Genomic DNA, 12,718 nt, shown 5'->3' on the forward strand with positions numbered 1-12,718 from the left:
GGGCAGTGGCAGTAAGCAGTAACGGTGACATTGGGCGGTAACGGTGGGTGGGCGGCGCCCTGGCGGCGGGTGCTTGTTGACGCGGGCCGTCCGCGCTAAGGTCAACGCCTCATTCCTGCCACCGGATTGCCGTGCCCGACCCCTCACGCTTTCCCCGCCCTGACCCGCCGCCGCCCTTCCCATCCCCCGCAAGCCCGGGTCCGGGTTCCCGTCCGGACGCATCTCGTGCGCGCCCTGCCGGCCTGCTGCCCCACGAGCGCCCCGCCGTGGCTGCCGGCTTCCTGCTCTTCTTCTGTCTGTTCGCCGGCTACTTCATGTTGCGGCCCGTGCGCGAAACCATGGGCATCACGGGCGGCGTGCAGCACCTGCAATGGTTGTTTACCGCAACTTTCGTCGTCATGCTGGTGGCCGTGCCGATCTACGGCGCGTTTGCGGCCAGGGTGCGCCGGTCGCGGCTGGTGCCCTGGCTCTACGCGGCGTTCATGATCCAGCTGGCGGCGTTTGCTGCCGCCTTCCAGGTGGCGCACGACAGCGTCGTGCTTGCCCGCGTCTTCTATGTCTGGGTATCGGTCTACAACCTGTTCGTGGTGTCGGTGGCGTGGAGCTTTCTGGCCGACGTGTGCCAGCCTGGTCAGGCGCGCCGCCTGTTCGGGCCGATCGCCGCCGGGGCCAGTGTCGGCGGTCTGGCCGGTCCGGTGCTCGGCGGGCTGCTGGTTCGCGCAATCGGCTTTTCGGGGTTGTTGCTGCTGTCGGCCGCGTTGCTGGGCGCCAGCCTGGCCTGCGTCGCGTGGCTGCTCGGCTGGCGTACGCGGCATGGCGCCGCGGCAAACAGTGAAGCGGCAAACGGAGGAGCAGCAAATGGAGCGACCGCAAACCGCGGGACAGCAGACGGCGCGGCAGCAGATGGTAAACCGGCGGACGACAAAGCAGCGAAGGGCATCACTCTAAGCGGCAAGCCCGACAGCCCCGGGCAGCCCTTGGGCGGATCGTCGTGGGCGGGATTCGTCAGCCTGCTGCGCTCCCCTTACCTGCTTGGCATCAGCGCCTTCGTGATCCTGCTCGCCACCGCCAGCACCTTCCTGTATTTCGAGCAGGCGCGCATGATGGCCGAACGGTTTCCCGACCGGACGCGGCAGGCCGAGATTTTCAGCACCATCGACGCCGTGGTGCAGGCATTGACCATCCTGATCCAGCTGGGTGTGACCGGGAGACTCGCGCAGCGCTTTGGCGTGCGGGTGCTGCTCGCGGCCATCCCGCTCGCGATCGCGGCGGGCTTCATTGCCCTGGCCGTGATGCCGGCCTTCAGTGTGCTGGTGATCGTCATGATCGTGCGGCGCGTGGGGGAATACGCCTTGATCCGGCCCGGCCGGGAAATGCTGTTCACCGTGGTGGATGCCGAGACCAAGTACAAGGCCAAGAACGTGATCGACACGGCCGTGTACCGCGCGGGCGATGCCGTGAGCGGATGGGCGAAGGCAGGGATCGACGCACTGGGTGCCGGCGCCGGACCCGCCGCGTGGGTGGGCGCGGCGCTGGCGCTGCTGTGGGCGGGATTCGGGATCGGCCTGGGTCGGGCCTATGCCAGGCGGCTACGTGACCCGCGATGATGGGACGGGTCTTTTCGCGACCCGCCCTTTGCGTTTCTTCCACCACACATACACGCCGGTACAGGACAGCATCGCCGCCACCAGCCCTGCCAGACTGATCAGCACTCGCCCGGGCAGTCCCGCCACCTGGCCTGTATGCAGCGGATATTGCCAGGCCAGGACGGTGTCGCCCGTTGTGCCGCGGTCATACCCCACGCTGGCCTGCAGCGCGCCGGTATCGGCATCGACAAAGACCTGCTCATAGGCCACACGAGGCAGGCGATCCCTGTCCGGTGGCGGCCGAAAGTACGCGTAATAGCTCCGGGAAGCTTGCAGGTAGCCGATGATCGAAGGCTCGACGCGCCGTCCCTCTGTTGGCAGGTGAGATGTCGCGGCGGCCAATGCCCGGTCGAAACCCAGCCGGGGCGGCGACCGGGTGTCGGCCGAGGCCGGCAACGTCTCGAACGGCGACGGCGTGACGTCGCCAAACTGCTGCAACACGGGCCTGACCCACTGCAGGTTCAAATGCACGCTGGTCAACGCCAGCACGAAAAACACCCCCACAGCCACAGCCCGGCCGCGCGGTGCAGGTCGAACTGCGTTCGGTAGAAGCTGGCGCCGCGTTTGATCTGCCAGGCGGGCTTCCAGCGCCGCCACCATGTCTTCGCTGGCGGCTCGGCCTGCACACCCGGCCTGGGCAAGGCAGCGACAGTCCTGGCCAAAGGGGCGGCCTTGCGCCCCGACGCAACCGGCAAGGTCAGGTAGAAGCCCACAAAGCTGTCCAGCATCCACACGAACGCAATGATGCCCAGGAACCACTTTCCTATTGGTCCCGCCAGCAGGGTGCGGTGCACTTCGTAGATCACGGGCAGGATCTGCGTGCGAAGCGGGCTCTCGCCGATACCACGACGCTTGCGCTGACCCAGCACCTTGCCGGTGTAGGGATCGACAAAGACCTCGTCATACGCCAGCGAGACACGTTTGCCGGTCGCCGGATCCCGGCCGCCCTGCACCAGCACGCGGGTACTGTGGCCAGGCTGGGCGCCCAGGAAGATGAAGGCAGCGCGTGCGGCCGGAAGCGCCGCTTCAACGCCCGCGGCAAGCGCGCTTGGCCCCAACATGGGTTCGGCTCGCGCGGGCACCCGGTACAGGTCGGGGTTGATCAGCGCATCGAGTTCTTCTCGGAACGCGATGATGCTGCCGGACAGGCCGGTCACGACGATGAAGACGGCAATCGCCAACCCCGCCCAGCGGTGCAAGGGCACCCATGCAGCGCGCTTCATGCGCGATTACCAGCGATAGCTGACGGTGGCGATGACGCTGCGCGGTTCGCCATACCGGCAACCCGTCGCCACCGTGCACTGTACATATTCCCGGCCGAGCAGATTCCTGGCGTTCAGGCGGACCAGTGCGCCGCGCAAACGCGGATCCACGCGCTGCAGGTCATACGACAGCATCGCGTCGAACAGCAGGCGGCCAGGAATGTTGGTGGCCTTGCCTGCCGAGGTCGTGATGGGCGACTCGCTCAGGTAGCGCGCGCCCAGGCCGGCCTGCATGCCGGGGACGCCCATCCCGGCCAGATCGTAGCGGCCCCAGACGGATGCGGTATGGAAAGGCACGCCGTTGGTGCGTTGACCGATGTCCGCCGGCACGCTGCTGGCCGTGGTTCGCACATCGGTGTAGGCGTAGTTGGCGATCAGTTCCAGCCGGTCGAGCCGGGTGCGGGCTTCCAGTTCGACGCCGCGTGATCGCAGGCCCGCCGTCTGAACCGAAAACGTGGTGTCGACAGGGTCTGCCGACAGGCCATTCTTCTGTTTGATCTCGTACACCGAGCCGCTCAACAGGGTGGAAGAGCCGGCCGGTTGATAGCGGATGCCCAGTTCATACTGGTCGCTTTCGGTAGGCTGGAAGCGATTGCCCAAGCGGTCACTGCCTGCCTGCGGCACGAAGGATTGACCAAAGCTGGCGTACGGTGCGAGCCCGTTATCGGCCAGATACACCAATCCCGCGCGGCCCGTGAATGCATGGTCCTTGGCGTCGGTGTCGAGGCGTGTCCGGTAGTTGGTCGACGTGCTGTCCACCCAATCCTGGCGCCCGCCAAGCACGAACACCCACTTGTCCGACAGCTTCATCTGGTCCTGAAGATAGATGCCGAGCTGATCGGACTCGGTCCGCGTGCCGTTGTCGATGCCCTTGTTCAGCGCGGGCAGCGAGCCGTACACCGGGTTGTACAGCGACAGTGGCGACGCCGTGCCTGCATAGCGATGGGTGTCGTAGGTGCTGCGGAAGTAGTCGAACCCGGCCAGCAGCTTGTGGTCGAGCCCGCCGGTGCGGAAGTTGATTTCCATTGACGTGTCCGCCGCAAGCCCGTCCGACTGTTCCGTGCGGTTGACCACGCCGCGCGAAAAGATGTTTGCCGCGCTGAGCGTGCCATACGACAGGTAGTTGAACTTGGCCGACGAATTGAAATAGCGCAGGTTGTGGCGGATTTTGACCTGGTCATTCAACGCGTGCTCGAACAGATAGCCCGCCGAAAACACATCGCTGTCGTACCGGTCGTACCCCGGCTCGCCAATGAAGAAGCTGCGGGGAATCCGGCCGTTGACCGTGTAGTCGTAGCGTGCGGGCGCGACGAACCGGGTCCGCATTTCCTGGTAGCTTGCCAACATCGTGAGCGACGTGCGTGCGGACGGCCGCCAGGTCAGCGCGGGGGCAATGTACCGCTTGTCGTCATTGATGTAGTCGACCGACGTGTTGGCCTCGCGCAGCAGACCCGTCACGCGATAGCTCCACACGCCGTCTTCCGTCAGCGGGCCACCGAAGTCGCCCGTGACCTGCCTGCGATCATGGTTGCCGATATCGGCGGTCAGTTCGCGCAGCGGGTCGAGCGTGGGCCGTTTGCTGACGGCGTTGATGATTCCTCCGGGGCTGAGTTGTCCATACAGCACCGACGCGGCGCCCCGCAACACCTCGATCCGCTCCAGGCCATACGGTTCCTGCGATCCGTCATACACACTGGGCTGGTACTTCATGCCATCGCGCAGCATGCCGGTGTTGGCATTGGCCAGATTGAAACCCCGCACGCGCACGTCATCGACCATGCGGTTGAAGGTGGATGCCTGACTGACCACCCCCGGCGTGTACTCCAGGGCATCCGAAAGCGATTGCGACTTGGTGACTTCGATCTGGTCGGCCGTGGCCACCGACACCGATTGAGGCGTTTCGCGGATGGGCGTATCGGTCTTGAACGCCGACGCCGCGCGCGTCGCGACGACGCCCGCCAGCGGACCGGTGGGGCTCTCGCGTTGGGCGGCGCCTGTCACCACGACCTGCGGCAAGGTTGCTGCCGACGCCGCCGCGCCCCGGGCGGCGGGTGTATTGGGCGCACCGGGTGCCGCGAGCAGCGCGTATCCCCCATCCGCCCGCAAGGTGGCCTGCAGACCGGTGCCTGCCAGCAATGCGGCAAAGCCTTCCGGCACGGAATAGGCACCTGCCAGGCCCGGACTGCGGCGGCCATCGGCCACGGCCGGGTCGAACGACAGCAGCACCCCCGCGCGGCGCGCGAACTCGGTCAACGCGCCGTCCAGCGGGCCGGCTGGAATGGCAAAGACAGTACGCGCGGCAGGCGCCTGCGCCTGGACGGACGCCATCGGGGCAGCGGCAAGCAGGCCGGTTGCGAGGCTGCGTAGCGCCGTCCGCAGGGCGCGGTCCAGCGTCCTGGCCGGTAATCGTGGAAACGCCAGCGTCTGCAAGGATGCGGGACGGCGGCCGGCAAGCGGTTGTGGCGTGGAGCGGGATGTCGTCGTCATTCTGGGTCCGGATTGATAGAGGTGCTATCAGGTAGACCGGACGAGATTCAAGAACCTGCAGAATTAAATTTGGTTCAGGCGGGCGAACCCCTAACCGGCCGCCCGCACCGTGATCCAATATGGCGTCAGCGCCTCCATGCGGACCGGCAAGGTGCGCGCAATGGCCGCCAGCACACGAGCGGGGTCGTCGAGCGGAAAGACGCCGGAAATCTCCAGGTGCGCCACCGCCGGATCGCAGCGCAATTTGCCCCAGTAGTACCGGTCGAGTTGCGCCACGAGCGATCCGAGCGGCAGTCGCCGCGCGACGATCACACCGTCCACCCACGCCATGCCGTCCGGGTCGGCCATCGTCTTGGCCAGGCTCGTCTCGCCGCCAAACATCCATTGCTCGCCGGCATTCACGCGCAGCGGACCCGCGTGGCCCAGCGGCCTGACCTCGACCGCGCCTTCATACACGGCGACCAGCGTCGTCCCGTCGCGGTCCTGCACAAGAAAGCGCGTGCCCAGTGCATGAATGGCGCCCTGCCGCGCATGCAGGGTGAAAGGACGGTGGCGGCCCGCCACGTCCGGCGCGGTGGTCACCAGCACCTCACCCCGGTGCAGCCGCACGCTCCTTTGTGTGTCGTCGTAGCGGGTATCGATGGCCGTGCGTGTGTTGAGATCCAGCCGCGTGCCGTCCGCCAGCGTCAGGGTGCGCCGTTCGCCAGTGCCTGTGGCGACATCGGCCAGATAGGCACGCCAGGCCGCGGGCGGGTCGCCAGACATTGCCAGCCACCCCGCGCCGCCGGCCGCCCCCAGTACCCCCAGGATCTTGAGGGCGTCGCGTCTGCCATGGCGGCGGCGTACCGCAGTGGCGTCACCCAAGGTGGCATGCGCGATCCGGGACGGCAGGGTTTGAACCCTGGCGGTCAGACCCTCGAGCCGCGCCCACGCCTGTTCGTGATCGGCCCGCGCGGCGCGCCAGCGGCGGCAGGCATCCACGTCGTCGGGTGTGGCGGCGCCGGATTGAAGGCGTACGCGCCAGGCGATGGCTTCCTGGACCACCTGCTCGTCCGGCACGGATTCGGCAGTGACAGGCGCCATCAGGCCGGATACTGCGCGCGATAACATGCCGTGTAAGCGCGCGTCATGTATTGCTGTACCGAGCTGACCGACACCTTCAATTCGACTGCGATATCCGCGTAGGTCAGGCCGTCGAGTTGCGACAGCAGGAAGGCCCGCCGCACCTTGGCAGGCAGGCCATCGAGCAGCGTGTCGACCTGAACGAGCGTTTCAAACACCAGCAGTCGGGCTTCGGGTGACGGGGCATGAGCTTCGGGCAAGGCGGCCAGTGCTTCAAGAAAGCTGGTTTCAAGCGCCCGCCGCCGATAGTGATCGACCACCAGCCCGCGAGCGATAGTGGCGAGCAGCACCTTGGCTTCCGTGATGTACAGGGAGTCACGCGCCGTCAGGACCCGGGCGAAGGTGTCCTGCGCCAGATCGGCTGCACTATCGGCGCAGTGCAGCCGCTGCCGCAGCCAGCCAAGCAGCCACCGATGGTGGCCGGCACACAGCTGTCCGATCGCGTCGGGAGTAAGAGAAGGTGCCGGAACCATGCCGCCAGCGTTATGAAATAAGAATTGTTCTCATCATATCTGCGGACACATCGACGCGGCAATCAGGCCGGAAGAAGGATGTTGTTTCGGACACCACGTAGCCAGCATGCTTGCCGCATGCTCGCTTGGTTACTGCGCCAGCCTTGCCTGGGCAAGGACAAGGCCATGGCCACGCCGCGTGCGGGTCTCAGTCCACCTTCAGATTGGTGTCCTTGACCAGCTTGCTCCACTTGCCCGCTTCTTCCCTCAGGAACGCGCCGAACTGCGCCGGCGAAATCGGCGTCGGCTCGGCCGCCATCTCGACGAACCGCGCCTGGATCGCGGGTTGCCCCAGCGCGTCGTTCAGTGCTTTGTTGAGGGTCGCAACCACCGGCGCGGGTGTCTTGGCCGGTGCGCACAAGCCCCACCACTGGATGGCGCTGAAGCCCGGAAAGCCCTGCTCGGCAACCGTCGGCACGTCGGGCGCGGCCGGGTCGCGCGCTTCCGATGCAACGGCCAGCGCGCGAAGCTTGCCGCTCTTGATGTGCGGCAAGGCAGTGGTCAGGCTGGGGAACATGGCATCGACCCGGCCGGCCAGCAGGTCCTGCATGGCAGGCGCGGCGCCTTTGTAGGGGATATGGGTCAGGTCCACCTTGGCCTGGTTTTCCAGGTATTCCATGATCAGGTGAGTGGCCGATCCCGCGCCCGCCGACGAAAAATTCAGCACGCCGGGCTTGGCCCGCGCCAGGGAAATGAAGTCCTGCAGGGTTTTGGCCGTGGAGTCGCTGCTGACGACCAATACGTTGGATGTCTTGCCCATCATGCCGACGGGTGCGAAGTCGGCAATCGGGTCGTAGCTCAGTTTGAGGACGGCGGGATTGGTGCTGTGGGTGGCGACATAACACTGCACCAACGTGTAGCCGTCGGGCTCGGCCCGGGCGACTTCGATGGACGCGATCGACCCGGATCCGCCTGCCTTGTTCTCGACGACGATGGTCTTGCCCAGGGATTGCGACATTCTGTCGGCCACCATCCGCGCGACGGCGTCGGCGCCGCCACCGGGCGCCACCGGCACGATCATCTTGATCGGGCGGTTGGGGAACGGGCCGGTCTGGGCGTGGGCGGCAAGTGGAACCGCGATACAGGCTGCGCCTGCTGCGAGCAGGCATACGGTGGTGTGGAAGAAACACGTTTGGTGCGTGGTCATGGCAGCCGTCCCCAATCTGATTGTTATGTCCCGGGATTGTCACTACCCTGCCGCGACACTAATAGTAGGCACTTACCCTCGGCAAGACCGCGACGTAGCCAGATGGAATGTTGTGGAACCTTGCCCTGTGTGGTCCGGCCCTGGTGGTCGCGGCGTGGGCGCGGCGACCTGGGGCCGCGTGCCCTGCCCAACCGGCTGCCGCCTACCGTTTGCTGCGCCGCGTCCGCTCGTAGAAACCGGGGGCTTGTTGCGGACCCACTTCACGAATCGCCGGATCGCGTCGTTCGTCATCAACGCGTCGATCGTCGCGTAATCGTGCGCCAGTTCGCTTTCGGTGAACAGGGCATGGATCTGGCGGTGGCAGATCCGGTGAAGGACAGCCGTTTCCTTGCCACCCTCGGACTTGGGAATCAGATGATGTTTGTCGCGCTGATCGTCCGGCACGACCCGGCCGCAAAGCGCGCAGCGCTCTTCGACAGGCGGGTGGTACCAGGGTTCGGTGACGCGTTTGGCCATGCCGAAAAGTGTATCCCTGTGCGGCGCGGCCTGTCGGGCTGGAGCACGTCTCGGTTACTCTCGGCAGCATGCGCAACACGAACCCCGACATCACCGATGCCGACCTGGCCGACCGCATCGTCGCGTTGCTGGCGGAGCGCCGCCCGGACGTGTCGATCTGCCCGTCGGACGTGGCCCGTTCGCTGTCGGATGACGAGGCCACGTGGCGGGGGCTGATGCCGCGGATCCGGGACGTGGCGGCACGACTGGCGGATGACGGAGTGATCCGGGTGACGCAGGGGCAGACGACCATTGACCTGAATCAACCGGTGCGGGGGCCGATACGGCTGCGCCGGGCTGGCAGGTTCGGCTCGACAACCTGAAGCCAGGTGCTTGCCGCTCATGCGCCGACTGGACCGGTCGTATGCGGTACCTGCCTTCGTGGGCCGCGCAAGGCTGGAGTAAACTCCCGGCCATGCATGCGCCTTCTTCCCTTCCAAACCGCCCGGTCAGCCCGCCCTGACACGTTGATCCAGTGTCATGCCGGCCCGCTGCGCTGAGTTCGACGCGTCGGCGCCACCACGCGCGACACGTCCGCGCTTGTGACCTGATGCCGCGTTGCTACCGCCCTGCCCTGCCACCGGCCTGCTCTGCTTTCGGCCTGCCGTCCTGGCCGACCTCGCGTGCATCCCTTCCTTTGCTCCTGTATTGCTTCTGACGCGCCGCTGCTTCGTGCACCGGCCAGGTGATTCCATGTTCTCTTCCCACTCTTTCCGCCAGGACTGGCTATCGAACGTCCGTGGCGATCTGCTGTCTGGCATCGTGGTCGCGCTGGCGCTGATTCCCGAGGCCATCGCGTTTTCCATCATCGCGGGCGTGGACCCCAAGGTGGGCCTGTATGCCTCGTTCTGTATTGCCGTGGTGATCGCCTTCGCAGGCGGGCGGCCGGCCATGATCTCCGCTGCGACGGGGTCGATGGCGCTGGTGATGGTGACGCTGGTCAAGGACCATGGCCTGCAGTATCTGCTTGCGGCGACCTTGTTGACCGGGGCGCTGCAGATCGTGGCGGGCCTGATGCGGCTGGGCGTGCTGATGCGGTTTGTCTCCCGTTCCGTGGTCACAGGCTTCGTCAACGCGCTGGCCATCCTGATCTTTGCCGCGCAACTGCCTGAATTGATCGGCGTGTCATGGGTGGTGTATGCGATGACGGCGGCTGGCCTGGGCATCATCTATCTGCTGCCCTACGTGACGAAAGCAGTGCCCTCGCCGCTCGTCTGCATCGTAGTGCTGACGGCGGTGTCGATGTTTCTGGGGCTGGATATCCGCACGGTGGGCGACATGGGTCAGTTGCCCGACAGCCTGCCGATCTTCTTGCTGCCTGATGTTCCTTTCACGCTGGATACGCTGTGGATCGTCCTGCCGTATGCCTGCACGCTGGCGATCGTGGGTCTGCTCGAATCGTTGATGACCGCAACAATCGTCGACGACATGACGGACACCCCCAGCAACAAGAGCCGCGAGTGCGCGGGTCAGGGCATTGCCAACATCGCATCTGGTCTGCTGGGCGGGATGGCGGGTTGCGCAATGATCGGGCAGTCGGTGATCAACGTGCGGTCGGGCGGACGCACGCGTCTGTCCACGCTGGTGGCGGGCGGGTTGCTGCTGGTGATGGTGGTGTTTCTTGGACCGTGGGTGGCCCGCATTCCGATGGCGGCGTTGGTGGCCGTAATGATCATGGTGTCGATCGGCACGTTCAGCTGGGCGTCGCTGCGCAACCTGCGCACGCATCCCGCCAGTTCCAGTGTGGTGATGATCGCCACGGTGATCGTCACGATCGCAACCAACGACCTGGCCAAAGGGGTAGGCACTGGCGTGGTGCTGAGCGCGCTGTTCTTTGCCAGGAAAGTCAGCCGCCTGTTCCGGGTGGAAAGCCAGCTGTCGGGCGACGGACGGCAGCGCGATTACCGCGTGCGTGGCCAGGTGTTCTTTGCGTCGGCCGATGCGTTCGCCGATGCGTTTGACGTCAGGGAAGCGCTGGCTCGCGTCACCATCGATGTCAGCCAGGCGCATTTCTGGGACATTACGTCGGTGGGCGCCCTGGACAAGGTGGTCATGAAGTTCCGCCAGGCCGGCACGCAGGTGGACGTGACGGGGCTGAATGAGGCCAGCAGCACGCTGGTGGAAAAGTTTGGCGTGCACGACAAGCCCGATGCAGGTGAACGCATCCTCGGGCACTGAACCTGCGCGCGGGTGAAAAAACCCCGGCGGCGACACAGGGTCGACGCCGGGGCGGGTCCATGCTGAACGAACGTTACACCGGCACTTGGGCAGGCTGCTGCATCTGGGGAGCAGGCTCGCCGTTATTGGGAGCGCCGTTGGGGGCGTTGCCGGGGGCGCTGGTGTTGCCGGGGGCGCTGGTGTTGCCGCCATTGCCGCTACCGGCGTCGGCCGGAGCGTTGCCCACGACGCCATTGTTCGATGCGTCCCCGCCATTCGTCGCCGGCACGGCCAGCGTCGAATTGTTGACCGGCGCAACCGGATTGTTGACCGGCGCCATGGTGTCGACGGATGCAGGCGCGGATACAGGTGCCGATGCAGACGCAGGGGTCGATGCGGCCGCGGGCGCGGCATCGGCGTTCAGCGGCGGCGCCGAAGTACCCGCATCTGCCGGCGCGGCTGGCGCCGGCGCATCACCCACCGCCGCCGCGCCGTCCGGCGTGGAACTCGGCCCCAGGTTTTGGCCCTCATTGTTCCCCATGCCGTCCCCTTGCGATTGACCGGCATCGCCCTGCTCTTGCGTCTGCTGGTTCTGCAGTGCGGCGGCGCCCGCCATCAGCGTCGGTTCCTCGATCGTCACGGCCACGGTCTCGTCACGGCTGACCTGCTCGCTGCCGGCCTTGACCACGCGGTGGATGAACTGCAGTTTGCCGACCACCGGCGCCGGCAGAACGAAGGGGTAGAAATCGCGCTGGCCCATGGCACGCGACAGTTCATTCAGCACGCCGGTCAGTGCCACCCACGCGTTCACGATCCGCAGGAAGTCCTGCGCCGACGGATCGTCGGGATCGGTCAAGACGGCCTCGGTGAATGGCTCGTAGTCACGCTGCACGGCCTTGGGCGAGATGCCATAGCTCAGTGCGGTGTCCACCGTGTCCATCATGTGCAGGTAGTGGGCCCACGTTTCGGCCCAGTCTTCCCAGGGATGCGACGACGCATACGTGCTGATGAAGTGGTTGGCCCAATCCGGCGGCGCGCCATTTTCATAGTGCACTTTCAGGGCTTCGCCGTAGTCGATGCGCTCGTCGCCAAACGCCTTGCGGTAGTGTTCGAGGAAGGGGCCGTCGGCAATCAGCACGTCCCAGTAGTAGTGGCCGATTTCGTGACGGAAATGGCCCAGCAGCGTGCGATAGGGCTCGTGCATCTGCTCGCGCATCTTGGCGCGTTCGGCGTCGTCCGCCTCTTTGATGTTCAGGGTGACAAGGCCACTGGCATGGCCTGTCAGCGGCGCCACGCCGTCGGCGGATGTACCCAGGAAATCGAAGGCCAGACCGCCATCGCCTTCTTCGACCATGGGCTTGACCGGCAGGCCCAGCGTCAACAACTGTGCGACCAGCAGCCGCTTGGCCGCTTCGATCTTGCGCCAGAGTTCGCCGTTTTCAGGCACCGACAGATCGGGAATCGTGCGGTTCAGCTGGCACGCCAGACACAAGGTCTCTTCCGATTCGGCGGGCAACAGCCAGTTGCACGCAGCCGGGGTGTGCAGATTGCCGCAACGCTTGAAGACCCGGCCTTGGGGCTGGGACGCCAACACCCAGGTGTCGGGTTCCGTGCCTTCGGCCAGCGACCGCACTTCACCCAGGTCGGGCTCGTAGCCCAGTTGCGCCTGGCACGCCAGGCAGGCGGTATTGTGGAAAAACACGGGCTGGCCGCAATCGCAATGGAAAATCTTGCCGCGGGAATTGTCGCGTTTCCTCTTGCCGGAGTCGGCCACGCGGGCGCTGATGGAATCGAAGAAACTGCTCATGGGGGTGCCTTGCGCGATGGTGT

Annotated in this window: 11 protein-coding genes; 3 read left to right on the forward strand and 8 right to left on the reverse strand. The window is 65.9% G+C overall.

What is annotated here, in order from left to right:
- Positions 1-266: 266 nt before the first annotated feature.
- Positions 267-1,607 carry an NTP/NDP exchange transporter gene (locus ACNANG_RS06865; protein WP_420226557.1) on the forward strand — a complete coding sequence of 447 codons (1,341 nt, stop codon included), beginning with the start codon at positions 267-269 and terminating at the stop codon, positions 1,605-1,607.
- On the opposite strand, the gene ACNANG_RS06870 is transcribed toward ACNANG_RS06865, so the two are convergent.
- The 7 genes from ACNANG_RS06870 to ACNANG_RS06900 form a co-directional block, all read right to left on the reverse strand.
- Complete coding sequence (locus tag ACNANG_RS06870; protein ID WP_420226558.1) at positions 1,590-2,135, reverse strand: PepSY-associated TM helix domain-containing protein; 546 nt, start codon at positions 2,133-2,135, stop codon at positions 1,590-1,592. The two genes, ACNANG_RS06865 and ACNANG_RS06870, sit on opposite strands and share 18 nt — an antisense overlap.
- A complete protein-coding gene (locus ACNANG_RS06875) occupies positions 2,123-2,869 on the reverse strand; it encodes a PepSY-associated TM helix domain-containing protein (RefSeq protein WP_420226559.1) in 747 nt (248 codons plus the stop codon). The genes ACNANG_RS06870 and ACNANG_RS06875 overlap by 13 nt, the downstream gene beginning before the upstream one ends.
- 6 nt (positions 2,870-2,875) lie before the next feature.
- Positions 2,876-5,395, reverse strand: a complete 2,520-nt coding sequence (locus ACNANG_RS06880; protein ID WP_420226560.1) for a TonB-dependent siderophore receptor — start codon at positions 5,393-5,395, stop codon at positions 2,876-2,878.
- Positions 5,396-5,485: 90 nt separating this feature from the next.
- On the reverse strand, positions 5,486-6,478 hold the full coding sequence (locus tag ACNANG_RS06885; RefSeq protein WP_420226561.1) for a FecR domain-containing protein: 993 nt from the start codon (positions 6,476-6,478) through the stop codon (positions 5,486-5,488).
- Positions 6,478-6,990, reverse strand: a complete 513-nt coding sequence (locus ACNANG_RS06890) for a sigma-70 family RNA polymerase sigma factor (RefSeq protein ID WP_420226562.1) — start codon at positions 6,988-6,990, stop codon at positions 6,478-6,480. The genes ACNANG_RS06885 and ACNANG_RS06890 overlap by 1 nt, the downstream gene beginning before the upstream one ends.
- A gap of 187 nt (positions 6,991-7,177) precedes the next feature.
- The gene (locus tag ACNANG_RS06895) at positions 7,178-8,176 is read right to left on the reverse strand and encodes a Bug family tripartite tricarboxylate transporter substrate binding protein (protein WP_420226563.1); all 999 of its coding nucleotides are present in this window, start codon (positions 8,174-8,176) and stop codon (positions 7,178-7,180) included.
- A 72-nt stretch (positions 8,177-8,248) separates the two neighbouring features.
- A complete protein-coding gene (locus tag ACNANG_RS06900) occupies positions 8,249-8,692 on the reverse strand; it encodes an HNH endonuclease (protein ID WP_420226564.1) in 444 nt (147 codons plus the stop codon).
- A 68-nt stretch (positions 8,693-8,760) separates the two neighbouring features.
- Here ACNANG_RS06900 and ACNANG_RS06905 point away from each other — a divergent pair, with 68 nt between their 5' ends.
- A complete protein-coding gene (locus ACNANG_RS06905; RefSeq protein WP_420226565.1) occupies positions 8,761-9,054 on the forward strand; it encodes a DUF3253 domain-containing protein in 294 nt (97 codons plus the stop codon).
- A 370-nt stretch (positions 9,055-9,424) separates the two neighbouring features.
- Positions 9,425-10,909 carry a SulP family inorganic anion transporter gene (locus ACNANG_RS06910; protein WP_420226566.1) on the forward strand — a complete coding sequence of 495 codons (1,485 nt, stop codon included), beginning with the start codon at positions 9,425-9,427 and terminating at the stop codon, positions 10,907-10,909.
- A gap of 73 nt (positions 10,910-10,982) precedes the next feature.
- On the opposite strand, the gene ACNANG_RS06915 is transcribed toward ACNANG_RS06910, so the two are convergent.
- A complete protein-coding gene (locus ACNANG_RS06915) occupies positions 10,983-12,695 on the reverse strand; it encodes a zinc-binding metallopeptidase family protein (protein WP_420226567.1) in 1,713 nt (570 codons plus the stop codon).
- Positions 12,696-12,718: the final 23 nt, after the last annotated feature.

It is taken from the genome of Pigmentiphaga litoralis (genome assembly GCF_048632615.1).
In the GTDB taxonomy this organism is placed as follows: Bacteria; Pseudomonadota; Gammaproteobacteria; order Burkholderiales; family Burkholderiaceae_B; genus Pigmentiphaga; species Pigmentiphaga litoralis_B.

Excerpts from the sequence above, each read along its gene's own strand:
- ACNANG_RS06875 (WP_420226559.1), bottom strand. The coding sequence starts at position 2,869 with ATGAAGCGCGCTGCATGGGTGCCCTTGCACCGCTGGGCGGGGTTGGCG.
- ACNANG_RS06880 (WP_420226560.1), bottom strand. The coding sequence starts at position 5,395 with ATGACGACGACATCCCGCTCCACGCCACAACCGCTTGCCGGCCGCCGT.
- ACNANG_RS06885 (WP_420226561.1), bottom strand. The coding sequence starts at position 6,478 with ATGGCGCCTGTCACTGCCGAATCCGTGCCGGACGAGCAGGTGGTCCAG.
- ACNANG_RS06890 (WP_420226562.1), bottom strand. The coding sequence starts at position 6,990 with ATGGTTCCGGCACCTTCTCTTACTCCCGACGCGATCGGACAGCTGTGT.
- ACNANG_RS06895 (WP_420226563.1), bottom strand. The coding sequence starts at position 8,176 with ATGACCACGCACCAAACGTGTTTCTTCCACACCACCGTATGCCTGCTC.
- ACNANG_RS06900 (WP_420226564.1), bottom strand. The coding sequence starts at position 8,692 with ATGGCCAAACGCGTCACCGAACCCTGGTACCACCCGCCTGTCGAAGAG.
- ACNANG_RS06905 (WP_420226565.1), top strand. The coding sequence starts at position 8,761 with ATGCGCAACACGAACCCCGACATCACCGATGCCGACCTGGCCGACCGC.
- ACNANG_RS06910 (WP_420226566.1), top strand. The coding sequence starts at position 9,425 with ATGTTCTCTTCCCACTCTTTCCGCCAGGACTGGCTATCGAACGTCCGT.
- ACNANG_RS06915 (WP_420226567.1), bottom strand. The coding sequence starts at position 12,695 with ATGAGCAGTTTCTTCGATTCCATCAGCGCCCGCGTGGCCGACTCCGGC.